The following is a 23,413-nucleotide window of genomic DNA, read 5'->3' as shown; positions in this document are numbered from 1 at the left end:
ATGAGTTTCTTAGACTTACAATTAATTCTTACCTGTTACGGTAGACTCATTCTTGAGTATCGGTTCTGCTGTGCCTTTCACAGCATCACTTGTAATAATGCAGTCAGTAACCCCTTCCTGTGACGGAATATCATACATAACCTGCTTCATTACCTTTTCAATGATGGATCGCAATCCACGAGCTCCCGTATTTCGTTTCATAGCTTCAGATGCTATTTCCTCTAATGCTTCTTTCTCAAATGTCAATGTTACATCCTCTAAGGATAACATTTTCTCATATTGTTTTGTTAATGCATTACGAGGTTCTGTTAAAATGCGAATTAACCCTTCCTTATCCAATGGATCTAAGGTTACCATAACTGGCAAACGACCAATGAATTCAGGAATGAGGCCAAATTTTTGTAAATCTTCAGGCACAACTTCCTTCAAAATAGCAGACACATCTTTTTCTTCTTGCTTTTGAATATCAGCCCCAAAGCCTAACGTTTTCTTCGCTGTACGCTTAGAAATCACTTTTTCTAGGCCGTCAAAGGCACCGCCACAAATAAACAAAATATTGGTTGTATCAATTTGAATTAATTCTTGGTGTGGGTGTTTACGCCCCCCTTGAGGCGGTACTGATGCTACAGTGCCTTCTAAAATTTTAAGCAAGGCCTGTTGCACCCCTTCACCAGATACATCGCGCGTAATTGACGGATTTTCCGATTTACGGGCAATCTTATCAATTTCGTCAATGTACACAATACCACGCTCCGCCTTTGTTACATCATAGTCTGCCGCTTGAATTAATTTGAGCAAAATGTTTTCCACATCTTCCCCTACATAACCAGCCTCTGTCAAACTAGTAGCATCAGCAATAGCAAATGGTACTTCTAACATTTTAGCCAAGGTTTGTGCCAGTAATGTCTTACCACTACCGGTAGGACCAATAAATAATACATTCGCTTTCTGTAATTCAACATCATCGACTGTATTATTCACCTGTAAACGCTTGTAATGATTATATACCGCAACGGCCAAGGAGACTTTCGCCTCCTCTTGACCGATTACGTATTCATCTAAATATTCTTTAATTTCGTGAGGCGTAGGTACATGTTTTAAAGCAAAACCCACTTCATCACTTTGACCGAGTTCCTCATCAATAATATTCTGACAAACTTCTACGCATTCATCACAAATATATACATTAGGACCTGCCACTAGCTTGCGAACTTCCTCACCGGTGCGTCCACAAAAACTACAACGCAACGTTTCTTTTTCGTCTTTCTTCAAGCTTAGTCCTCCTAATTATTTACTAGTTACTACTGGTCTAGTCAATACCTCATCAATTAAACCATAGGTAACAGCATCTTGCGCACTCATAAAGTTGTCACGATCTGTATCGCGAGCAATAACGTCAATTGGTTGACCACTATGAGAAGCAAGTAAGCCATTTAATTCTTCACGCATGCGCAAAATTTCACGTGCATGAATTTCAATTTCAGAAGCCTGCCCTTGAACGCCACCTAATGGTTGGTGAATCATAACTCGTGCATGAGGTAACGCATAGCGTTTCCCTTTAGCCCCTGCAGTAAGAAGCACAGCGCCCATACTAGCAGCGGAACCTACACAAATAGTCGACACATCAGGCTTAATATATTGCATTGTGTCATAAATAGCCATCCCAGCGGTTACTACCCCACCAGGACTATTAATGTACAAATGAATATCTTTGTCTGGATCTTCAGCTTCTAAGAATAGTAATTGTGCAATAACAAGGTTTGCCACATCATCATTAATAGGGCCACCTAAAAAGACAATTCTATCTTTTAATAAACGAGAGTAAATATCATACGAACGCTCTCCGCGTCCACTTTGCTCTACTACTACTGGTACATACATAAACTACACCTCATGTCCATGTACCTATATAGCCCGTGGATTATTTTTCCTGGGATTCTGCGCCTTTAGCTTGCTCAATAATGAAACGAGCTGCTTTTTTACGAGCTACAGAATTTCTCAACATAGCTACACGGCCTTCTTTAACAATAATATTCATAACTTCTTTTGGATCGGCACCAAACTGCTGAGCCATCGTGTAAATTTCGATATTCATATCTTCTGGTGTTACTTCGATGTTTTCAGCTTTAGCGATTGTTTCTAATACCAAGTCAGCGCGTACATTTTCAGCAGCGTTAGCATGGTATTCTTCTTTTAAACCATCCATTGTTTTGTTGGAGAATTTTAAGTAGTCTTCTAATTTCAAACCACGGCTTTCTAAGTTCATAGCCATTTCTTGAATCATTTGTTCTACACGGTCTTCTACCATAACTTCTGGAATATCTACAGTTGCATTTTTAACGGCTGTTTCGATAAGTTCCGCATTGTATGCATCAATAGCACGACGAGTAGCATCTTCTTCCATTTGTTTACGAAGATCTGCTTTTAATTCTTCAATTGTTTCATAAGAACTAGCTTCTTTAGCGAATTCATCATTCAATTCAGGCAATTCTTTACGTTTAATGTCGTGAATATGAGTTTTGAAAACAGCTTCTTTGTTAGCTAATTCTTTTACAAAGTAATCTTCAGGGAAGGTTACTTTTACTTCTACATCATCACCAGCAGAATGACCGATTAATTGATCTTCAAAACCTGGGATGAAGCTACCGGAACCAATCTGAAGTGGGTAGGATTTACCTTCGCCACCATCAAATGGTTTGCCATCGATAGAACCAGCAAAATCGATAACTGCAAAGTCATCTTTTTGTAATTTTGCGTCTTTTTCAGCTACTACCATTTTAGCTTGCTGATTACGGATATTGTCTAACTGTTCCTGAATCTGTTCATCAGTTACCTTAGCTTCTTGTTTTTCAGCTTCTAAGCCTTTGTAATCGCCAAGAGTTACTTCTGGGCGTTTAGTAAGGGTTGCTTTGAACACTAAATCTTTACCTTCTTCGAATGTTACACGTTCGATTTCTGGTTCGCTTACAGGCACGATTTCATTAGCTACTAATGCTTCTTGATATGCACGGCCAGCGATAGTGTCAAATGCTTCTTCTAAAATAGCTTCTTTGCCGAAGTTCATTTCTAAAATACGACGAGGTGCTTTACCTTTACGGAAACCAGGAATATTTACCTGACCAGCAATGCGTTTTACAGCTTGCTGAATACCTTTCGTTACGTCTTTTGCTGGAACTTCAATAGTTAAGGTTACCTTATGTTGATCAACAGGGGTTACAGTTGCATTCATGAAAATATGTCCTCCTTGAGGGCCAAATGCCCAAAATTTCTGTTTTATAATATTGCATTCCTTATCTTATCACAAAATTTGAATGTATGCAATTTTATATGATAAAGTAAGTCATTTTCTTCTAATTCTTTTGATAAATTATGCTATTAGCCTTCTTTAGCAATTAATTCAACTACATCACGACGACTAAATACACCAATTACTACACCATGTTCATCAACAACGGGCATAGTTTTTAAATGTTTCTCTAACATTGTTGCTACTACTGGTTCCACTTCTTCTTTAGGGCCACAAGTAATAACTTCTTTAGTCATCAATTCTTCCACTTGAACAGCCAATAACTTTTTAAATTGTGCATTATATTCACCAATACCACTGTAATAAATGCTAGCACCAAGCACATTTACATAATGAGGCGCATGCGGACGAACTTTTTTGTACAATAAGTCGCCTTCAGTAATAATCCCTTCCAATTTATTATTTTCGTCAACTACAATAAGTCCAGCCACTTTATATTTCACTAATAATTTAGCCGCCTCATTGATAGTTGTATCTTTAGTAACAGTTACGGGATATTTGTTCATAGCTTCAGCAATTAACATAGGATTACCTCCTTTTACACACCGACTATAGCGGTGTACATACTACATACTACATACTACATACTGCCTATTACACAATCAGCAAGATTATATCTAATCAATACACATACTGCGCTTGCCAACGTGGTCAGCTATTATCTTATATAGTATATGTTAGACAAGGATTAGTAAAACTCCTGCTTATTATATAGTTTTAGCCTTTTAAAACAAAGTAAGCAATGATTGCTATTAAGATAATGGCACTAATAATAACAACTTGCCAACCACGACGGTTGCCACCTTCGCCACCTTCTTCAATACCAATTAAATTGCCTTCTTCATCATAGCGATGGCGGTATTGACCTTCCAAATCATCATAATCGGTCACATCTTCAACCTTCGCTTTATAGCGACGAGCCGCCACTTGACGAGCTCGCTCTTGCACATCAAGTTCCATTCTGTGAACTTGTAAGCTAGTCAAATCTTTGCGCAAGGATTCTAAGAGACCACTAATAAACACTAAACGCGCTTCTAATAGCTTATTGACAGCATAACTTCGTTCCAACCAAGATTGGTACAACGCCATCAATACACTATGATTTACATCATTTACGGTTTCATTAGCTTGCAAACGTTGTCCTGTCTTAGTTTCATTATTAAGGGCATCTAATAAAGTCTGCGCATACCGACTAAACTCAATAAGCAAGGTATTTATTTCTTTATTTTGCAAGCCCAGTTCTTCTTTACGATGGACAATATAGTCTTGTGAAAAACCACCCTTTTCTAAGGTTTGCACCATCTTAGCCGCATCGCCATAAGCACCTAATGTAGAGTTAACAATACGGGTGGTATTGCTAATCTCAGCTAATGTTTTTTCTAAAAAAGCACTGCGTTCTTTTAACTGAACAATTGCTTCAGCTTCGCCAGTTAAGGATTCAGTAATGGCGGTTACTTGTTCCATTTGTGCTTTTAATAAATCTAAATTCCCTTGAATAATGACTTGTGCTGTGTCAGTGGCTTCCCCATATACAGCATAAAAGCCATCACTACCGCGCTCTTGTTGCGCCTGCCATAACGCTTCTAGACTCGGCAAACCAGTAAAATTGGCTGCATTTGTTGTCACGCTATTACCTCCATCTACGCCTCACACTAAAAATAAACTCTCTTACGTTTATTATAAATTATTTATCAAACCTATTACCAATGATACGGCTCATTGCGATTAATTTTACAAGCCCTATAAATTTGTTCTACCAACAATAAGCGTACCATTTGATGAGTAAATGTCATAGGGCTAAACGATAAACGTAAATCAGCCCGCTGTCGCAAAGCTTCTGAAACGCCAAATGCGCCACCAATTATAAAGGTCATTTCACTAATGCCTTGCACTTCTAATGTAGCAATCTTTTCAGCTAAGTCTTCTGATGATAAAGTTTTACCTTTTACATCTAAAAGAACAACATAGCTTTTAGGATTTACTTGCTTCAACAAGCGTTCCCCTTCTTCCGCTACAATAGCTTGCCGTTTACTATCATCAGCACTGGGCAATTTACTTTCATTTAACTCAGTAATTGTGACGCCCCCATAGACAGTGAGGCGTTTCACAAATTCCGCCACTCCATCACGAAGATAGGTGGTCTTTAACTTACCAATGGCAAGCACTGTAAATTTCATAGTTCACACTCTCCTATGGCCTCACTACCTAATGCTAATACAAATAAAGCCTTCATATTAATCCGTTGTATCAGACCTAATGCCTAATTAATTCATTGCCTTAGGCATAGTACCTAATTAGTTGTATCAGGCATAGTACCTAGTTCCACAGTAACAGTCCGTTCTGTTCCATTACTTAACACCGTAAGTGTCAAAGACTCTCCTGGTTTATGATTATCTAATATTTGTTTCAATTGAACAAGATTAGTAATTGAAGTTTCACCTACTGCTACAATTAAATCGCCTTCACTAATATCGCTATTAGCGGCTGGGCCATCATTATATACACGAGCCACTAATAATCCATCTTTTTTAAGTTGTAAACCATATTTAGCGGCCGTAGATTTATCCAACAAGCCAAGCCCTATATATGCACGCACTACTTTGCCATGTTCAATTAAGTCTTTAACAATTGGTTTCACTTCGTTGATTGGAATAGAGAAACCCATGCCCTCTATGCCTGTATGAGCAATTTTTTCACTATTAATACCTATAACATCACCATCAGCATTTACAAGGGCCCCACCAGAATTACCAGGATTAATAGCTGCATCTGTTTGAATTAATGGGAATCGCTGTGATTCCATATCGATGGTACGATGTAAGGCACTAATCACGCCAGTTGTAACAGAACCTTGGAATTCTAACCCTAATGGATTGCCAATGGCAATAGCCGGTTCACCCACTTGTAATTGATCAGAGTCACCTAATGTAGCTACCGGCATATTATCAGTAGGTGTAATTTTAACTACTGCTAAATCGGTTAGTGGATCAACACCAACAATCGTTCCTTCCTGTGAAGAACCATCACTTAGCGATACAGTCACTTTTTTACGATTGGCCTGCGCCACTACGTGATAGTTGGTTACAATGTAGCCGTCTTTATCAATAATAACACCAGAGCCAACGCCTTCACCTACTAACACTTGTTGGTCAAAAATATTGCGGTCATACACCTTAGTCGTAATCCCTACAACAGCTGGGCCAGCCTTTTTCACAGCCTCTACAATGGCTGTATTCCGATTATCCGATAATGGTACATTTCGTTTAGTTCCTTCGTTTGTTATAGCTGTAGTAGCTGTAATCGTCCGCTTCGTATTGCCATAAAAATCATTAGTCAAATATCCACCTACAGCACCAACTATAAGTAAAACGATGGCGAAAAGTATAAATAAGCCTCGTTTTTTACTATCCATAGAAATACCTCCTAACTTACCAATTATTTATGCATGAATAGACACTTTTTCCTTAGGCTGTCCATGATATAAACAAATATCTTTATTCACCTGTAATCCTTCAGCCTGTAACGCTGTCATAACCGTGTCATCTACCACAGGTTGTGCATTATTTTTCTCTGACCGATGTGCCAAAATAACTTGTAAATTATCAGGGCGTTTCATCATCAATAATGCTTGGGCTGCATGTTCATTACTTAAATGACCATATGGACTGGCTACACGCTGTTTCAAATCATAAGGATACGGCCCATATTTTAACATTTGCGGATCATAATTAGCCTCTAACACTAACAAATTACTATAATCCATATGCTTTAGCATCGTGTCATCTACGATTCCCGTATCCGTCATAAAAGTAATTTTATGATTCCCACCATAACAGCAAAGTCCCATCGGATCCGCTGCATCATGACTGGTACGGAATGTATCGACTTGCAAATCACCAAGGGTAAAACTATTTTTTGTAATCACCGTAAAGGCTTTACTAGCAATGCCCTTGCGATTTACGATTTCACGCATCGTGCCAGCTCTGGTATACACTGGCACATCACACTGCTTCAACAACTGCGGCAAACCAGCCATGTGGTCGGTATGCTCATGAGTAATGCAAATACCCGCTAACTGGTCTAAGCGAAGACCCAATTCTTTTATTCCTTGAGTGATACGCCGCGCACTGATGCCTGCATCTACTAAAATACATGTATCCTTATAGGTTATTAAAGTGGCATTACCTTGACTGCCACTAGCAAGCACATGAGCAGCTAATGTAGCTCCGTCAGCACTTACCTCAGAAGGTTCACTCGGTGCCATCTGAGTTATATTCATTTGTAATTTATTGACTGCTTCTTCTATGGCACGTTGTCTCAACAAAAACTCCTTCTATTTAGTTACTTCTCGGTTTAAATTACCGCTTTTAAAACTCTGTAAGTCTACACTCACATAAGTAAAGCCAAATTCTTCAAAAGCCTGACGAATCATTTCACGTCGCTTTGAATCAGCAAATATCTGAAAATCAGTTTCACTGACTTCAATACGAGCCATACCTTCATGGTAACGCACGCGCAAAGGACCGTCAATGAATTGGTGTAAATATTTCTCCCCTTTTTCAATCATAGTAAGGGCTTCGCCAGTAATTACATGATTATAGGGAACTCTAGTAGCTAGACAAGGTGAACTTGGCTTGTCCCACACTTCTAAACCCCAAGTTTTGGCTACTGTACGAATATCTTCTTTGGTAAAGCCATTCTCTAACAAAGGACTGCGCACCGTACCAAGTTCTTCTAAGGCACGCATACCAGGGCGATAATCTTGCTTATCATCTAAATTACCCCCATCAAGAACACCATTAATCCCCTTAGCGGCAGCCCAATCAATTAATTTTTGAAAGCGATTTTTCTTACAATAATAACAACGTTCTGGATCATTGCGAGTAAAATCTTCCATTTCTAATTCATTAATTTCTACAATCGTATGCTCAATGCCAATAACCTTGGCAAAGCGTTTGGCATCTTCAATTTCTTCGACTGGCAAAGTTGGTGAACTAACTGTAAAGGCCTGTGCCTTATCTCCCAATACTTTATGAGCCACAGCGGCTAAAAAGGTACTATCAACTCCACCAGAAAAAGCTACAACAGCACTCCCCATTTGCTGTAAAGTAGCTTCCAAATTTGCTAACTTTGATTCTAACTCTGTACTTAACATAAGGTTCGTCTCTCTTCTCTTTTATAAATTTACATGTAATCATATGTAGGAGTCTTACTATAAACTCCTTAAATTACAATTAAATGAATCAACTAAAATTATATATAGATTAACTTATACGCTTTATACGCTTTATACGCTTTATGCGCTTTATGCGCTTTATGTGCTTTATACACTTTATGCTCTTTATGCGCTTTAATAGAAATCTGATTTTTAATAGATATTAACTATGTTTTTCCGCAAGGTCTACAAATACCTTCATATTTGCCGCTAAATCAGGACCACGGCGGAACATGTCACCACCGACTAAGAACATCGTATCATTGCCATATAAATCAAGCAATTCAGGCAAGCGAAGTTCTGTAACGCCACCACCAGGCGACGGGCACGTTGCCTTAATCCCCTCTATCGGCTTAGTGCAATATTGATGAATACGTTTACACTGGTCAGCCGTAAAGGTAAAACGGCCACCATAAGACACAAAGATGGACATATCAGCACCAAATAACCGAGGTAACAAGCCCATCCATAAATAATCAGCAATACCAGATACACCAGGCAAAGCAAAACCACCCATCATAGCAGGATGAGATATAATAGGTAAACCTAAGCCTTCTTCGTTAGCTAATCGATTAAGCCAGCCATAGCCAACTAATGCAGGGGCTACCATAAGAGCCGTAGCACCAGCTTCTTTGGCAAAATATGCTCTAGCCAGTAAATCTTCGCCATCAGCTGATACATTGGCAGCATATAAAGTATGATGACCAGTCTGTGCATTAGCTTCTGCCACCGCTTCAGCACAGCGTTTTACCCGTTCTTCAAAGGGACAAAACGTTTGATTTGTTATGCCATGATCATCCTTAATTACATCCGCCCCACCTAATACATAAGCACGACACATATCTGCCAAAACTGACGGCGATGTTCCCATGGGCTTAATAACCGCTTGAATAAAGGCCCTCTTAGCAGTCCCAGTAAGTTGCCGCAAACCGTCTAAGCCAAAACGTGGCCCTTTAAATGCGCTAACTAGGGCTGGTGATATTTCAATATCAATTACCCAAATGTGCGGTTGTAAGGAAGAATTGCCAAACACAACATTTAAAAATTGCGTAGCCTCTAAAGCAGTACATTCTACACCATAAGAAATTCGAGCTATAAAATGGCGCTCATCACCAGCTGATTCTAAGGACTCTAAACGACCTACAATATCTCGTTTAATATCCTCATTCTGTAAAAAATCATAAGGAAACTCAATCGTCTGTTCTACTTGCACGCCCCAAGCAATAGCTTTTGCCTCTTCATAGGTAAGGGCTTCTATTTGATAGGTCACTACGAACCGTTCATTGCATAAGTTCTTCATCAGTGCCTCCTTTTAAATACATCTCTAATTCTTTATTTTACTATAAAATGAATATTAATTGTACAACTTAATACGTTTCACCTAAAAATTATTACGTTTTACCTAAAAGTTATTAAGTTTCTAAATTCACTACTAGTGTATTCTAATTTATGATACACTAATAATCAGGATAAAGAGAGAGCCAAACTTGCCCTAACCAGCAATGATTTGGTATGAAGGAGGATTCAACATGAACTGGAACAATTACATTTCAAAAACATCACAAGAACTCCCTGCTTCAGGGATTCGTAAAATTTGGGAGATGTCCCTAGCCATGGATAATGTCTTATCCCTCGGGGTGGGTGAGCCTGATTATGCACCACCTGAAAAAGTATTACAAGCAGCTATTAAAAGCCTTGAAAAGAAAGAAACTAGTTATACTAGCAACGCAGGTCTTTTACCATTGCGCACAGCTATTCGCAATTGGTACCAAAAACGGTATGGTGTAGATTATACAGAAAATGAAATGATGCTAACTATCGGTGCTAGTGAAGCCATCGATCTTGCTATGCGCGTTCTTCTTAACGAAGGTGACGAAGTGCTTATTCCTGATCCTTCCTATGTAGCTTACGCAGCAGAAGTTACATTAAATCGTGGTACCCCGGTTATGGTACCAACACGACTTGAAGAAGGTTTTAAAATTACCCCTGCTGAGCTTGAAAAGGCCGTCACGCCTAAAACAAAAGTGTTACTCATGGGATATCCAAGCAATCCTACGGGTGCTATTTTAAACCAAGAGGATTTAAAAGGCATTGCTGAATTTGCTATTAAACATGATCTTATTGTAGTGAGTGATGAAATTTATTCAGAATTAACCTATGGCCAAACGCACACAAGTATTGCGTCTTTACCAGGTATGAAAGAACGCACACTTATCTTAAACGGCTTCTCCAAAGCCTATGCTATGACGGGCCTTCGTATTGGTTTCCTCTTAGCACCAGAAGAAGTCATTGCTCAAGCCATTAAAATTCATCAATACAGCATTGTAGCCCCAGCTACCCCTATTCAACATGCGGCTATTATCGCCCTTAATGAATGTGATGAAAGCGTTATTAATATGCGTGAAGAATACCAAGCTCGTCGTGACCTTATCGTTGCGGGTTTCCAAAAAATGGGATTACCAATCGCTGTACCAGAAGGGGCCTTCTATGTATTCCCTGATATTTCTAGCTGTGGTTTAAATGACTTTGACTTTGCTGTACAATTATTACAGCAAGAGCATGTAGCAGTCGTACCAGGTTCTGCCTTTGGTGAATGTGGCAAAGGTCGTATCCGTTGTTCCTACGCCTCTTCGCGTGAAACAATCCAAGAAGCCTTAGTGCGCATTGAACGGTTTATTAATGGATTGAAAAAATAATACTTTCTTATCTTATTACAACTAACCGATTCTATACTATAACAAAAAGGGACGGTAGCCCTAATGATTCACATCATATGGGCTACCGTCCCTTTATTATTTATCATGCATTATGTATTGTATGTATTAAGCTTCAGCCAATGCTTTGCCACGCGCTTCACAATCAGCAATTGCTGCATCATCAGGCGCACCAAATACAGGAAGGTTATCAGCTACAATGTTTGCGCCAGCCGCTTTTACACGTTCTGCCCAATCATCAAGCCAAGTACCGCCCCAACCATAAGAGCCGAAAAGAATTACTTGTTTACCAGATAATTTGCCTTCTAACGCTGTGTAGAATGGTTCAAATTCCATTTCTTCCAACTGTTCTGCACCCATATCAGCACAGCCTAAAGCCAATTTATCAAATGTAGCTGCTTCGTCAGCGGAAATTTCAGAAACGGATTTTACTACTACTTCTTGACCTGCATCAGCAATACCTTTACCGATTGCTTCTGCCATTGCAGCTGTGTTACCTGTACCAGACCAATAAATTACACCAATCATGTGATTACCTCCTACTAGCATGCCGTTACGGCTACTAAAGACTCTAATTGTTTACCATTTAAAAGCTGGGTATGACAGTAATTTCTGCATGCCCGAAAACAGTGAAACGAATGCATGGCGGACATAGGGTTGCCATAGACTTTCCATTCACCACAAAGTTTATAGCCACTCCCTTTCAAACGAATAAAGGAGCGCACATCATGGATTGGATAGCCCAAAAACAGACCTATTTCATGAGGAAAATCTTGTCGTTCTTCTAAACGTCGTTTTAAACGAGCAAACCATACATCTAAAGACTCTGTTGGCATATAGCCATACATCTTTAAAAAGCCTACGTGCTCTGGTCGCCGTAAATATTCCTCTAACATCCGTTTGCGAAACACTAACAACAATCTTCGTTGGTCGCAGTGACATAATTCATAAAAGAACAAGCCACGATCATTAAACATTTCATTATACGCCGACAAAGCCGTTGTCAAATGTATATCCTTATCTCGTGGAATAGCCACAAGATTCGCCACCTTGATGCCCCGTATTGCCGGCGCACAATGATAACCGATAATAGTATCTATCTCGCTTACCATAGTTTACCCTGCCTCTCAATGTTTTCAGGAGAACACTTGCTCTCAAGGCTGTCATACTAGTAAATCCGGATTTAATAAATAGTAGCTTCTTACCAAGCTACTATCTACTTGGCGAAAAATAATTAAGCTAACTATCTTCTTCATTCATCATACAATCAAAGTAGGTATCTGTCAATAAAAATGACAATTATTTTCATTTATGATATTTTAACAAGTTCTGTATGACAACTGAGTAAACGATATACTTCGATATACTCAATATAGCAATAATCTCTTATAAAACAAAGAGGATGAGGTATCTTTATTGTATACCTCATCCTCTAAAAAATCGGTAGCCTCAGCCACAAAATGCTCCATTCGGACAAATATTTTTGAGAAAATTATTCAACTACTTTAATTTTCCCATAAATTTTTCGTTATTGATAACAAAACGCTCATGTGTTCCCTGACCAATACAAGCCTCACCTTCATAGGCTGACACACGATAGGAAATCTTTCGCCCCTCAACAGCTGTTATTTCTGCTTCAGCCCGAATAGTAGCGCCTACAGGAGATGGCTTATCATGGGTAATATTCAAGGAAATCCCTACCGTACCTTCACCGTCTGCCAAGTAATTAGTCAAAGCAGCTACCGCCGCTTCTTCCATTAGAGCGCACATAGCAGGTGTAGCAAACACCGGCAAAGCACCACTTTTCATAGTTTTAGCTATATTTGCCTCTGTTACCATTACAACTGCTTCACCGCGCAAGCCAACTTGAATACTCATATACGCCTCCTAGGGTAAATACAACTTATAAAATGACTCTCTTATAATTAGTATACTATATTCAAGTTAACCTTAAAACAAAAAACATAAATATCCTTAATATTCTTGCTCATATTGCCAATCAATTAAAGATATAGTACACTGTTATCTATTTATAATTGACGTCTTCGTTAACACAAGCTGGTAATGGCCGTTTATGAATACCTGCAATTAAATTATTAGCTGTTAAGATTGCCATTTTATGACGAGTTTCATTTGTAAAGGATCCTATATGTGGTACTATCATGACTTTGCCAGTTGCCAATAATGGATGCTCCTTAGGTAGTGGCTCTGGATCGACTACATCAAGTGCCGCATAAGCAATTTGTCCTGTTTCAAGCGCCGTAACTAAAGCCGCTGTATCAACGACTGCACCACGACCTACATTGACAAATAAAGCATCTTTTTTCATTAAAGCAAATTCCTCACTACTAATCATGCCGCGTGTAGCTTCTGTTAAAGGCGTCATGACTAACACAGTATCACTATTTGCTAATAAGTCTGCTTTAGTACAATATGTTAGGTTTTGTACTTCATCATCTTTACGACGTGTTCTATTGTGATACAAAATTTGCATGCCAAAAGCTTGTGCTCGCTTAGCAATAGCCAAGCCGATTTCACCTAAGCCAATAATGCCTAACGTACTTCCCTTTAAATCACAGCCAATATGAATTGGGCTTTGTTTAGTCCATAAACCTTGTTTAACAAATTCTACATTTTCTACTATACGACGATTAGCTGCCGCAACTAATGTAAAGGCTAATTCTGCTACTGTATCAGTTAAAACATGAGGTGTATTGCCATGGGGAATTCTTTTAGCTGTAAGGTCTGAAATAACAATATTATCATAGCCCACTGAATCTTGCGCTACCACTTTTAATTTTGGTGCACTGGCTAATAAGTCAGCATCTACTTTAATATGTTTACTACTCCATAATCCATCAGCTTCACGTAACCACTCTTTTAATATTGAACGTGGCATAGGGGTAGGCTCTTGCCATTGTTTAATCGTAGCCCCTTCGGCTAATTTAGCTAAGCCATCAGGCCGTACTTTCCCTGCAACAATTACTAATGGTTTTTCTGTTTCCATTACAAAACACCCTATCTTATTTAATAAAGCTTACATGTTTATTAATTTCAGCTAACGCTTTTTCTTTATTTTCATTATATTCTACTTTTTTCTGTTCAAACCAGTTATTGCCATAAGTATCAATAGACACAATTAAAGGGCCGAATTCTTTAACTCGACAAGTCCATAATGTTTCAGGCATGCCTAACTCTTTCCAGTTAGCTTGTTCAATTTCTTCTACTTCAGTAGCGGCTAGCACTGCATTACCGGCAGGGAATACTAAGTGCAAGGCTTTGAACTCTTGGCAAGCCTTTTGTGTGCCTGGGCCCATGCCCCCCTTACCTACAATAAGGCGCACACCGGTCTGTTTTACAAAATCATATTCGAATTTTTCCATGCGCATACTTGTTGTTGGGCCTACAGAAATCATTTCATATTTGTCATTCGCTTCATCAACCGCTTTGACAATTGGGCCAGCATGTAAAATAGCCCCATCCCGTACATCAACAGGAAGTTCACGACCATATTCAATCAAACGGCGGTGTGCCACATCACGACAAGTCGTAATATGACCTGTTAAGTAAATAATATCGCCTGCTTTAATGCCTTCAAGATCTTTAGCTGAAATTGGTGTTGTTAAAATTTTCTTTTCCATTAGTATGCCACCCCACTATGAGATAATACAGTACATTTACCATCTTTAGTAAATACTAAATGACCACGACGATGATTCCAACAGCCTACGTTAACGGCTACGCTCAATACGGACGGATGACGGGTACCATTTTCAATGTTTACCCCCATAACAGATTTATCGCCACCCATACCTTGTGGTCCTAAGTGAAGCGAGTTAATACCATCCTCTAATAATTGTTCCATATAAGCTGCTTTTTCATTTGGATTTTTTGAACTTACAGGACGCATAAGAGCTTTTTTAGAATAGAGTGCCGCTGTATCAATGGACGTAGCAATCCCAACACCAACCAACAATGGTGGGCATGTATTTAAACCATAGGAAGTCATCAAATCAAGTACAAATTTAGCAACGCCTTCATATCCTTCACCAGGCATTAACGTTTTACCACTACCAGGCAAGGAGCAACCGCCACCAGCCATGTATGGGAAAATTTCTACATCATCACGATCGGGAACAATATCCCAAAATACATACGGTGCTGTTAAACCAATATTCTTTTTTGTATTAAATTCGTCAAATGTTTCAACACTATTGTGACGTAATGGAGTTTCTTGTGTTGCTGTCAAGGTAGCTTCTCGTAAAATGCTTTCCAATTCACCGATCAATGGGAAGTTAGCGCCACATTTTACCCAATATTGTAATACCCCTGTATCTTGGCAAGAAGGACGACTCAATTCTTTAGCAAGTTCCATATTTGTGTGCATAGTATCATAAATAGTTTTAGCTAATGGGTTCTTTTCATCAGCAGCTAATTCCTTAATTTTAGCATCTACATCATCTGGCAATACTTTAGACATATAGCCTACAAAATCTGCAATAATGCGAGTCATTTCCTGACTCTGAGTAACCTTTTCCATAATGGCCTCCTTAAAAATAAACTGTACTTACGGATAAAATGGGAAGAAAATTGGTAATAAAATCAACGAAGTAATAGCAGCGAGAATTAAATACGGGCCGCCTACTTTTACATAATCCATAAAGCTGTAACCAGCCACATTATAAACCATTGTATTTGGTGGACAGCCAATCGGCGTAGCAAACGCTACAGAACCCCCAATTACGGTCGCCATAAGCACCGCTTTAGGATCTGCCCCAACTTGCTGTGCCAAAGCTAATCCAATAGGTACTAATAAAGCAGTTGTAGCTGTATTTGACATAAACTGTGTTAACACGGCCGCAATGATAAATACTACAGCAAGCAATACAAACGGTGATGGATTATCGCCTAAACTCTTAATAATGGTATCTGCAATCATCACCCCAGCCCCTGTTTTTACAAGCGCTTGTGCCAATGCCAAAGAACCGACAAACAATAGAATTGTTTTCATATCAATAGCATTAACAGCTACTTTTTCTGAAATCGTACGCGTCGCTACTAGAATAAGTGCACCAATCCAAGCAATAACATGTAACTTAATACCTAATTGAGATTCAAATATCATGCCTAATACCGTGCCTACCAAGGTGGCTGCGGCAATCACTTTACGCCATTTAGCTACCTTACTGTAATCGGCTTCTGTATTATATTCCGTATCTACTTGATGTGTTGGCGCTTCGGGTAGTAATTTGTGGCCAATTAAAGCAAAATAGGCAATCCCTACTAAGAGCACCGGCAAACCAACTAAGGCATAATCGAAGAAAGCAAAGGCTAAATTCTGTTGCGCCAAGCCAGACTGAGCAATCATATTCCCTGGGGACCCAATTAAACTTACATTACCACCAGCTGAAGCAGCAATGGCTAAGGGCATTAATAACTTAGTCGCTTTAATCCCTGTCCGTTGAACTAAGCCCATGGCTACGGGAATTAATACTGCCGTTGTACCTGTATTGGATAAAAAGGTCGACATGGTGCCAGTAATTACCATGACAGCAATAATTACATGCCGTTCTGTCTTAGCAAAGCGATTCACTAAGCCCCCTACTGCATGCGCTACACCAGTTTCAAAAAAGGCGGCCCCTACAATGAACATAGCCATAAATAACAATACATTAGAATCGACAAAACCTAAAAAGGCTTCTTTTGGGGTTAATACCCCCGTCAAGGTTAAACACACCGCTACGGTCATAGCCGTAATCGATAAGGGAATTTTTTCCCATACAAACATAATAATGGCAAAAACTAATAAAACTAACGTTACAATAACACCATCCATAAAGAACTCCTCTCGTTAACTTATACACGTTGGTGATACTGTGAATGCATTCGATGATTTCATTATACGCATATATGAAAAATCAGCTATCCAATTTATGCTATGAAAATAATTTTCATTTAGTTGATTTTTTATGACTTCATATACAAATTTTCGTAAATACATATAAAAAAATGACTAGCCTTATTTTTTAAAAAGCTAGTCATTCTATGACTTTTTAGATAGTAACTAAATATATATAGCCATTTAGAATCTAAAAAAATCCCCAATTCGATTTTTATTAGGTAGTAATTAAATTTTTATTAAAAATATTAAATTCCTATAATTTACTTTAAGTCATCACTAGACTGTAATGTCGCCACTAAAGTAGCTAAGGTATCTTCCAACTGGGCTTTAACCTGTTGCAAATTATCCCTTGATAGATTCTTTTCACCGGACTTACGTGGTCGTTGCTCTATTGGTGTCGCCATATATGTCTGCAAGCGCTGACTAATTGTAGCATCATCTTCTGCAATATATTCCTTCCAATTATCCATCATCGTTTGCCGCTCTACCTTTGTAGCAATTCGTCGATATTCTGAAGGCGTCGTGTGAAAATGTCTACGAAATGCTGTATTAAAGGATTTCACGTCAGAAAAGCCACATTGATTAGCTATATCAACCACTTGCTGCTTTGTATTCACAAGCTGCACCGCCGCTTCACGAAGTCGCATACGCAATAAATACGTTTTAAAGGAAATACCTAATTGACGCTTAAAAAACTGCGAAGCATAACTTTCCGTATAGCCCCCAATAGCAGCTATATCTCCCAACGTAAGCTGTTCCTTGTAATGTTTATCAATGTATGTAATCATCTTTTCAAAGGTCGCTTCTTGCTGTAAGGCCACCGCATTCCCTTGTGGCTCATACGCTACTGGCAATAAAATACCAATGATAGTTTGTAATGCTTGCAAAAATAAACGCTCAACATCTAAATCAGGTGTGCTTAATAATGGGTTAGTAATGTCACTTACCTCGACGTCACTTCCTATAGAAGCTGTATTATTACTAACACGTTTGACCTTAGCTAAGCCCATAATTAGTTGTCCTAATTGTTCTCGTAACTGTGCGTAAACAGGCATGTTTTGTGTGCTCTCATCAGTAGCAACAAAGAAAGTAGATTGACGAAACAGACTTTCATATTGTGCCAACACAGCCGGATGTAAATGCAAAACCATAGCAATCGTATCAGGTTCTAAGGCTAATGTGGCATGACCACATTGAGGCGGCAAAATAATAATATCGTTAACACCTAAATTCGTATATTCCCTATCATGGCAAACTTCTACAGCCCCTTGTAGCACAACGAGAACCTCGATTTCAGGATGCCAATTATAATGATACGTGCCAATGCGATAAATATATTGACTAAATTTTATATGTCCATGGTCGTACACATAATTAAAGTAATTCATGACCTCTCCTATTATCTCAAAATTATTAGCCTTATATCCATATTACCCGTTTTCATTAACTAAGCGCTGATAACAAGGGCATGTCACAATGTGATCATTCACTAGGCCAATCGCCTGCATGAAAGAATATACTATAGTAGGGCCTACAAAGGTAAAGCCACGTTTCTTTAAATCCTTACTAATCTGTTCTGCTAGCGGTATAATCGCAGGTACCTCTGCCTGAGTTTGCCAATGCCCCACTATTGTTTTTCCATCGGTAAATTGCCAAATATAAGCATCAAAAGATCCAAATTCAGCTTGCACTTTTTGAAATGCTTGTGCATTTTTACGAAGGGACGCTACTTTTAAACGATGACGAATGATATTCGGATTTTGCAACAATGCCGCTTCTTTTTCTGGTGTATAGCCTGCCAAAGTAGCTATATCAAAGCCATCAAAGGCCTCTCGCATTGCTTCACGACGCTTAATAACAATCGTCCAGCTCAAACCAGCTTGCATACCTTCTAAAATCAACATCTCGAATAATTTAGCATCATCATGAACGGGTACACCCCACTCTGTATCATGATAAACTTGCTCCAACTCACTGCGACTAGCCCAAGAACACTGTCCTATCTGCTCTTTCATATGCAAATACTCCTCTAAGAATCATGTATTATGTGAAATTGATATAGCAAAATTAATTATTTTTCATAATTTCATGGTATTTTTTCTTAATTTCGCATATATTAGTATTATACCATTTTATATAGTGTAAGCGGTTTTATTTTCAAGGAGGTATTACCTATGATGCAATTGTTGGGCGGAGTTATCGTTATTGTCGCCTTTGCCGCCATCATTCGCAAGTATGAAACACGTACGGTCTTACTCATCGCAGGTGCTTTAATGTGCTTAATCGGTGGTGTGATGGGCCAATTTATGGATGCTTTTGTGAAAACCATGGTTCATGGCACATTAGTACCTACCATCTGTGCTGTTATGGGCTTTGCCTTCGTTATGAAACACACGGAATGTGACCAGCATTTAGTTCATGCTTTATCTGGCCTAATCTCCAAAAGTCATGCGGTTATCATTCCTCTAGCTATGTTGATTACTTGGTGGCTTAATATTGCCGTAACAAGTGCTGCTGGCGCGGCTGCTGCAATTGGTAGTATTTTAATCCCTGCCTTATTAGCGGCTGGTGTGCATCCTGCTATGGCTGGTGCCGCTGTATTAGCTGGTACTTGGGGTAGTACGATTAGCCCTGGTAACACGCATGTAGCCTTTATCTCTAAAATGGCTAATGTAGATGTAATGTTTGTAGTTCTAGAAACTGCAGTGCCTGCTATTATTGCTTCTTTGGTGGTAGCTATTACGCTTACTTTAGTAGCTGCTGTAAAAAAAGAAGGCCCTAACAAAGAGCGTCAACAAGCACTTGCTGAACACGGCGATGCTTCTTTAACAGCAACCTTAAAAGTAAACCCACTTAAAGCATTAGCACCTATCATTCCATTAATCATTTTAGTTGTGACTAACTTAAACTTACCTATGGTTAAAGCTATGGGCATTTCAAAAGTAAGCGTACCAGCTGCGATGATTATCGGTTGTGTTCTTGCTTTACTCATTGCTCGTGCTAACCCACAAGAAGTAACCAAAGACTTCTTTAAAGGTATGGGCGAAGCCTATGGTAGCATTATTGGTCTTATCATTGCAGCCGCTGTATTTACACAAGGTATGCAAGCTATGGGTCTTACTGATGCTTTACTAACGTACATGAAAGATTCCGAATCTATTGCTAAAATCGCTGGTAGCTTTGGTCCTTTCATCATCGCAATTCTTTGCGGTTCTGGTGATGCAGCAGCCCTTGCTTTCAATGGTGCAATTACACCTCATGCAGCTAGCTTTGGTATGAACATGGTAGACCTTGGTTCCTTAGCTCAAATCTCTGGCGCTATTGGCCGTTCTACATCTCCAGTAGCTGGTGCAGCTATTATCTGTGCTACCTTAGCTAAAGTAAGCCCTATGGAGTTAGCAAAACGTAATATTATTCCTATGCTAGCTGGGGTTATTACATTCTTAATTTTATTCTAATAATTCATTTATTCCAACCGCTACTACCTAGCACGGTATATTCTAAATGCTAGGTAAAATGTAATTACTATATAAGTTAGGTACTAAGTTGCTCCATTTTATATGTTTCTATATTTCTTTTTTCTTAAGGAGGTTCTCATGATTCAAGAAAAGCGTGTCCTTGATGAATTCTTTGAACTCGTTCAAATCCCTTGCTCCACTCTAAATGAACGCGTTGTAGCAGATTTACTTACTAAACGATTAGAAGATCTTGGTTTCACCGTGGAAGAAGATAACGCTGGTGAAAAACTTGGTGGCAACACTGGCAACCTAGTAGCCACTCGCAAAGGCACGGTACCTGAAGCACCTATGATTATGCTAACGGCTCACATGGACTGCGTAGAACCTTGTGCTAATATTAAACCACAACTAAAAGACGGCCTCATTACCTCTGATGGCACAACAATTTTAGGCGGCGATGATAAAGCTGGCGTAGTAGCTATTTTAGAAGCACTTCGCGTAATTAAAGAAAAAGACCTTCCATACGGTGATATTCAAGTAGTATTCACCATTGCCGAAGAAGGTGGCGTAAATGGTTCCAAAAACATGGATTCTTCCTTGTTAAAAGCTAAATTAGGCTTTACTTTCGATACGTCTGGCGCTCCTGGTCGTATTGTACATAAAGCACCTGGTCAAAATAAAGTGCGTGCTGTTATTACAGGTAAAGCTGCCCATGCAGGTAATGCACCTGAAAAAGGAATCAATGCTATCGTAGCCGCTGGTCATATGCTTACTAAATTACCACAAGGCCGACTTGATGAAGAAACAACTTGTAACATTGGCACCATTAGCGGTGGTCGGGCAACTAATATCGTAGCTGATGAAGCTACTATCTTATTAGAAACTCGTAGCCGTAATAAAGCTAAATTAGACAAATTAACTGCTGATGTAGTAGCTATTTTCGAAGCAGGCGCTAAAGAAACTGATACAACTGTAGATGTAAAAGTATTACCTGCTTACGATCCATTCGATTTAGCTGTTGACTCTGAAACTATTAAATTAGCTAGCAAAGCCGCTGAAGAATTAGGCTTCCCTGTAAATGTTGTTGAATCTGGTGGCGGTAGTGATGCAAGCTTCTTCAATGCGTATGGCGTGCCTACAGCCGTTCTTGGTGTTGGTATGACAAATGTTCATACAAAAGATGAATGCTTATTAGAAGAAGATTTATACAACTCTGCTCGTTTAGCAACCCAAATCATTATTGAAGCCGCTAAACAATAAGTTATTAATAACATTGTTTATACTTAAAACGACCTACCTCTGGTAGGTCGTTTTTTCCTATCTCCCCTATGCGGATACCTTATAAAGAAATGTACTATATAGACTTTTCAACTATTCTATGTTACAGTAAAAATATAGTTAATACGCCATATCTATTGTCACCGGATAAAGGTATGTAGCATCAAAGAATCTATCGTAGGTCATAGAAGATAGATAATTTGATGCTTTTTTTGAGGTAATATTTATGAATACATTAAAACAAATGAGTCTTTTTAGTAAAATTAAACATTTCATTGTCTTAACAATTCCTATCATCTTAACACAATTTGCCATTACTGGGGGCTCTTTTGTGTCAGTTGTCTTAACTGGACAATATAATACAGTAGATTTAGCGGGTATCTCGGTGGGCTTTAATCTATGGACAGCCTGTTACTACGGCATTATCGGTATTCATCTAGGCATTTCACCCATTATTGCCCAATTATTAGGGGCTAAAGAAACAAAAAATATTCCCACTATTATCTATCATGGTCTCATCTTATCCGTATGTTTCTTTCTTCTAATGATTCTCTTAGGCCTCACTATACTTGATCCTATTTTAACTCATTTACAATTGGAGCCGGCGGCCTATGAAATTTGTTGGCAATATTTAAAGGCCATTGCCGTAGGTTTATTGCCTTTAATTTTAACTTGTGTACTACGGAATACCCTAGACTGTCATAGTTATACCCACTATACCATGTATATCATTCTTTGCGGACTAGGTCTTCATATCTTTTTAGATTACGCGCTTATTTTAGGACATTTTGGTTTTCCTGCCTTAGGTGGTTTAGGGGCTGGTATTGCTACGGCCATTGCTTATTGGTTTAACTTTATCATCTTTTTAATCGTTCTCATCCTAGGGAAACCTTTTAAAGGATACCGCCTATTCCGTCAAACCTTCACCTTTGACTTTACTTATATTCGGGAACAATTGCGACTAGGATTACCTATAGGCCTTGCCATTTTTGCAGAAAGCAGTGTTTTTAGTCTCGCCGGAATTGCTGCCACTGCCTATGGCACTAGCATTATTGCCGCCCATCAAGCAGCTTTGAGCTTTACATCCCTTTTCTACGGCGTACCATTAAGTATCGGTATCGCCGCTACTATTACTGTGGGCTACGCTGTGGGAGCAAAAGATCTTCACGAAGCAAAGACATATTCCTATATTGCTCGTGGTCTAGCCGTTGTCCTAGCTATGACAATTTGTTTATACACCTTTACCCATTTACCAACCATTGCTAACTACTATACCAATGATCCAAGCATGGTAGATTTAATCGGTAGCTTTTTAAGTTATGCTGTCTTTTTCACTGTCATTGATGCTCTTGGGACACCAATTCAAGGTATTTTGCGAGGCTATAAAGATGTGCGTATTATTTCCATCATTGCCTTATCTAGTTTCTGTGGTACCAGTATTCCTATTGCGGCTATTTTTACTTTTGGCTATGTCACAACAAACAGTTGATAAATAGCCATTTTTATAGGGGAGTATCAGAACTCCCCTACAAACTGTTA

General features: G+C 38.9%; 23 protein-coding genes. 4 read left to right on the top strand and 19 right to left on the bottom strand.

Annotated elements, in window-relative coordinates:
• Positions 1–21 precede the first annotated feature (21 nt).
• The 10 genes from clpX to NFR27_RS08215 form a co-directional block, all read right to left on the bottom strand.
• A complete protein-coding gene (clpX, locus tag NFR27_RS08260; protein ID WP_251441308.1) occupies positions 22–1,272 on the bottom strand; it encodes an ATP-dependent Clp protease ATP-binding subunit ClpX in 1,251 nt (416 codons plus the stop codon).
• 15 nt (positions 1,273–1,287) lie between these two features.
• Positions 1,288–1,881: an ATP-dependent Clp endopeptidase proteolytic subunit ClpP gene (gene clpP / locus NFR27_RS08255; protein WP_115310982.1), complete on the bottom strand. Its 594-nt coding sequence runs from the start codon at positions 1,879–1,881 to the stop codon at positions 1,288–1,290.
• A 40-nt stretch (positions 1,882–1,921) separates the two neighbouring features.
• Positions 1,922–3,229: a trigger factor gene (gene tig / locus NFR27_RS08250; protein WP_251441310.1), complete on the bottom strand. Its 1,308-nt coding sequence runs from the start codon at positions 3,227–3,229 to the stop codon at positions 1,922–1,924.
• Between the two features lie 146 nt (positions 3,230–3,375).
• Positions 3,376–3,831, bottom strand: a complete 456-nt coding sequence (locus tag NFR27_RS08245; RefSeq protein ID WP_251441312.1) for a CBS domain-containing protein — start codon at positions 3,829–3,831, stop codon at positions 3,376–3,378.
• A gap of 193 nt (positions 3,832–4,024) precedes the next feature.
• Positions 4,025–4,933 carry a hypothetical protein gene (locus tag NFR27_RS08240; RefSeq protein ID WP_251441314.1) on the bottom strand — a complete coding sequence of 303 codons (909 nt, stop codon included), beginning with the start codon at positions 4,931–4,933 and terminating at the stop codon, positions 4,025–4,027.
• 74 nt (positions 4,934–5,007) lie between these two features.
• Positions 5,008–5,484 (bottom strand): 23S rRNA (pseudouridine(1915)-N(3))-methyltransferase RlmH, encoded by a 477-nt coding sequence (gene rlmH, locus NFR27_RS08235; RefSeq protein ID WP_251441316.1) that lies wholly within the window; start codon positions 5,482–5,484, stop codon positions 5,008–5,010.
• 113 nt (positions 5,485–5,597) lie between these two features.
• Positions 5,598–6,719 carry a S1C family serine protease gene (locus NFR27_RS08230; protein WP_251441318.1) on the bottom strand — a complete coding sequence of 374 codons (1,122 nt, stop codon included), beginning with the start codon at positions 6,717–6,719 and terminating at the stop codon, positions 5,598–5,600.
• 27 nt (positions 6,720–6,746) lie between these two features.
• Positions 6,747–7,628: an MBL fold metallo-hydrolase gene (locus tag NFR27_RS08225; protein ID WP_251441320.1), complete on the bottom strand. Its 882-nt coding sequence runs from the start codon at positions 7,626–7,628 to the stop codon at positions 6,747–6,749.
• Positions 7,629–7,640: 12 nt separating this feature from the next.
• Positions 7,641–8,462, bottom strand: a complete 822-nt coding sequence (gene larE, locus NFR27_RS08220) for an ATP-dependent sacrificial sulfur transferase LarE (protein ID WP_251441321.1) — start codon at positions 8,460–8,462, stop codon at positions 7,641–7,643.
• A 223-nt stretch (positions 8,463–8,685) separates the two neighbouring features.
• On the bottom strand, positions 8,686–9,822 hold the full coding sequence (locus NFR27_RS08215; protein ID WP_251441323.1) for a RuBisCO large subunit C-terminal-like domain-containing protein: 1,137 nt from the start codon (positions 9,820–9,822) through the stop codon (positions 8,686–8,688).
• A 229-nt stretch (positions 9,823–10,051) separates the two neighbouring features.
• Between NFR27_RS08215 and NFR27_RS08210 the strand changes: the two genes are divergently transcribed.
• On the top strand, positions 10,052–11,218 hold the full coding sequence (locus NFR27_RS08210) for a pyridoxal phosphate-dependent aminotransferase (protein WP_251454981.1): 1,167 nt from the start codon (positions 10,052–10,054) through the stop codon (positions 11,216–11,218).
• A 126-nt stretch (positions 11,219–11,344) separates the two neighbouring features.
• Here NFR27_RS08210 and NFR27_RS08205 read toward each other — a convergent pair whose 3' ends face one another.
• The 9 genes from NFR27_RS08205 to NFR27_RS08165 form a co-directional block, all read right to left on the bottom strand.
• Positions 11,345–11,764, bottom strand: coding sequence for a flavodoxin (locus NFR27_RS08205; protein ID WP_251441327.1), 420 nt, complete (start codon positions 11,762–11,764; stop codon positions 11,345–11,347).
• Positions 11,765–11,778: 14 nt separating this feature from the next.
• The gene (locus tag NFR27_RS08200) at positions 11,779–12,348 is read right to left on the bottom strand and encodes a DUF3793 family protein (protein WP_251441329.1); all 570 of its coding nucleotides are present in this window, start codon (positions 12,346–12,348) and stop codon (positions 11,779–11,781) included.
• Positions 12,349–12,736: 388 nt separating this feature from the next.
• Positions 12,737–13,114, bottom strand: coding sequence for a thioesterase family protein (locus tag NFR27_RS08195; protein WP_251441330.1), 378 nt, complete (start codon positions 13,112–13,114; stop codon positions 12,737–12,739).
• A gap of 148 nt (positions 13,115–13,262) precedes the next feature.
• Positions 13,263–14,243, bottom strand: a complete 981-nt coding sequence (locus tag NFR27_RS08190) for a 2-hydroxyacid dehydrogenase (protein WP_251441332.1) — start codon at positions 14,241–14,243, stop codon at positions 13,263–13,265.
• A 16-nt stretch (positions 14,244–14,259) separates the two neighbouring features.
• A complete protein-coding gene (gene ttdB / locus NFR27_RS08185) occupies positions 14,260–14,877 on the bottom strand; it encodes a L(+)-tartrate dehydratase subunit beta (RefSeq protein ID WP_251441334.1) in 618 nt (205 codons plus the stop codon).
• Entirely contained in the window at positions 14,877–15,776 is a 900-nt protein-coding gene (gene ttdA, locus NFR27_RS08180; RefSeq protein WP_251454980.1) for a L(+)-tartrate dehydratase subunit alpha, read from the bottom strand. The genes ttdB and ttdA overlap by 1 nt, the downstream gene beginning before the upstream one ends.
• A 27-nt stretch (positions 15,777–15,803) precedes the next feature.
• Positions 15,804–17,072 (bottom strand): SLC13 family permease, encoded by a 1,269-nt coding sequence (locus NFR27_RS08175; RefSeq protein ID WP_251441338.1) that lies wholly within the window; start codon positions 17,070–17,072, stop codon positions 15,804–15,806.
• Positions 17,073–17,398: 326 nt separating this feature from the next.
• A complete protein-coding gene (locus tag NFR27_RS08170; RefSeq protein WP_251441340.1) occupies positions 17,399–18,526 on the bottom strand; it encodes an AraC family transcriptional regulator in 1,128 nt (375 codons plus the stop codon).
• A 42-nt stretch (positions 18,527–18,568) separates the two neighbouring features.
• Entirely contained in the window at positions 18,569–19,153 is a 585-nt protein-coding gene (locus NFR27_RS08165) for a DNA-3-methyladenine glycosylase I (protein WP_251441342.1), read from the bottom strand.
• 159 nt (positions 19,154–19,312) lie between these two features.
• Here NFR27_RS08165 and dcuC point away from each other — a divergent pair, with 159 nt between their 5' ends.
• The 3 genes from dcuC (at position 19,313) to NFR27_RS08150 (ending at position 23,363) form a co-directional block, all read left to right on the top strand.
• Positions 19,313–20,596, top strand: a complete 1,284-nt coding sequence (gene dcuC / locus NFR27_RS08160; protein WP_251441345.1) for a C4-dicarboxylate transporter DcuC — start codon at positions 19,313–19,315, stop codon at positions 20,594–20,596.
• A 138-nt stretch (positions 20,597–20,734) separates the two neighbouring features.
• Entirely contained in the window at positions 20,735–21,856 is a 1,122-nt protein-coding gene (locus NFR27_RS08155; protein WP_251441347.1) for a M20/M25/M40 family metallo-hydrolase, read from the top strand.
• A 244-nt stretch (positions 21,857–22,100) separates the two neighbouring features.
• Entirely contained in the window at positions 22,101–23,363 is a 1,263-nt protein-coding gene (locus NFR27_RS08150; RefSeq protein WP_251454979.1) for an MATE family efflux transporter, read from the top strand.
• Positions 23,364–23,413: the final 50 nt, after the last annotated feature.

Origin of the sequence: Veillonella intestinalis, assembly GCF_943192895.1 — a bacterium.
Lineage (GTDB): Bacteria > Bacillota > Negativicutes > Veillonellales > Veillonellaceae > Veillonella_A > Veillonella_A intestinalis.
The sequence above is the reverse complement of the archived record's forward strand: the minus strand, read 5'-3'. Positions and strand labels throughout refer to the sequence as shown.

Excerpts from the sequence above, each read along its gene's own strand:
- NFR27_RS08205 (WP_251441327.1), bottom strand. The coding sequence starts at position 11,764 with ATGATTGGTGTAATTTATTGGTCTGGTACAGGTAACACAGCTGCAATG.
- ttdA (WP_251454980.1), bottom strand. The coding sequence starts at position 15,776 with ATGGAAAAGGTTACTCAGAGTCAGGAAATGACTCGCATTATTGCAGAT.
- NFR27_RS08245 (WP_251441312.1), bottom strand. The coding sequence starts at position 3,831 with ATGTTAATTGCTGAAGCTATGAACAAATATCCCGTAACTGTTACTAAA.
- rlmH (WP_251441316.1), bottom strand. The coding sequence starts at position 5,484 with ATGAAATTTACAGTGCTTGCCATTGGTAAGTTAAAGACCACCTATCTT.
- NFR27_RS08165 (WP_251441342.1), bottom strand. The coding sequence starts at position 19,153 with ATGAAAGAGCAGATAGGACAGTGTTCTTGGGCTAGTCGCAGTGAGTTG.
- larE (WP_251441321.1), bottom strand. The coding sequence starts at position 8,462 with ATGTTAAGTACAGAGTTAGAATCAAAGTTAGCAAATTTGGAAGCTACT.
- NFR27_RS08210 (WP_251454981.1), top strand. The coding sequence starts at position 10,052 with ATGAACTGGAACAATTACATTTCAAAAACATCACAAGAACTCCCTGCT.
- NFR27_RS08170 (WP_251441340.1), bottom strand. The coding sequence starts at position 18,526 with ATGAATTACTTTAATTATGTGTACGACCATGGACATATAAAATTTAGT.
- NFR27_RS08195 (WP_251441330.1), bottom strand. The coding sequence starts at position 13,114 with ATGAGTATTCAAGTTGGCTTGCGCGGTGAAGCAGTTGTAATGGTAACA.
- ttdB (WP_251441334.1), bottom strand. The coding sequence starts at position 14,877 with ATGGAAAAGAAAATTTTAACAACACCAATTTCAGCTAAAGATCTTGAA.
- clpP (WP_115310982.1), bottom strand. The coding sequence starts at position 1,881 with ATGTATGTACCAGTAGTAGTAGAGCAAAGTGGACGCGGAGAGCGTTCG.
- NFR27_RS08190 (WP_251441332.1), bottom strand. The coding sequence starts at position 14,243 with ATGGAAACAGAAAAACCATTAGTAATTGTTGCAGGGAAAGTACGGCCT.
- NFR27_RS08230 (WP_251441318.1), bottom strand. The coding sequence starts at position 6,719 with ATGGATAGTAAAAAACGAGGCTTATTTATACTTTTCGCCATCGTTTTA.
- NFR27_RS08215 (WP_251441323.1), bottom strand. The coding sequence starts at position 9,822 with ATGAAGAACTTATGCAATGAACGGTTCGTAGTGACCTATCAAATAGAA.
- tig (WP_251441310.1), bottom strand. The coding sequence starts at position 3,229 with ATGAATGCAACTGTAACCCCTGTTGATCAACATAAGGTAACCTTAACT.
- NFR27_RS08150 (WP_251454979.1), top strand. The coding sequence starts at position 22,101 with ATGAATACATTAAAACAAATGAGTCTTTTTAGTAAAATTAAACATTTC.
- NFR27_RS08175 (WP_251441338.1), bottom strand. The coding sequence starts at position 17,072 with ATGGATGGTGTTATTGTAACGTTAGTTTTATTAGTTTTTGCCATTATT.
- NFR27_RS08200 (WP_251441329.1), bottom strand. The coding sequence starts at position 12,348 with ATGGTAAGCGAGATAGATACTATTATCGGTTATCATTGTGCGCCGGCA.
- dcuC (WP_251441345.1), top strand. The coding sequence starts at position 19,313 with ATGATGCAATTGTTGGGCGGAGTTATCGTTATTGTCGCCTTTGCCGCC.
- NFR27_RS08155 (WP_251441347.1), top strand. The coding sequence starts at position 20,735 with ATGATTCAAGAAAAGCGTGTCCTTGATGAATTCTTTGAACTCGTTCAA.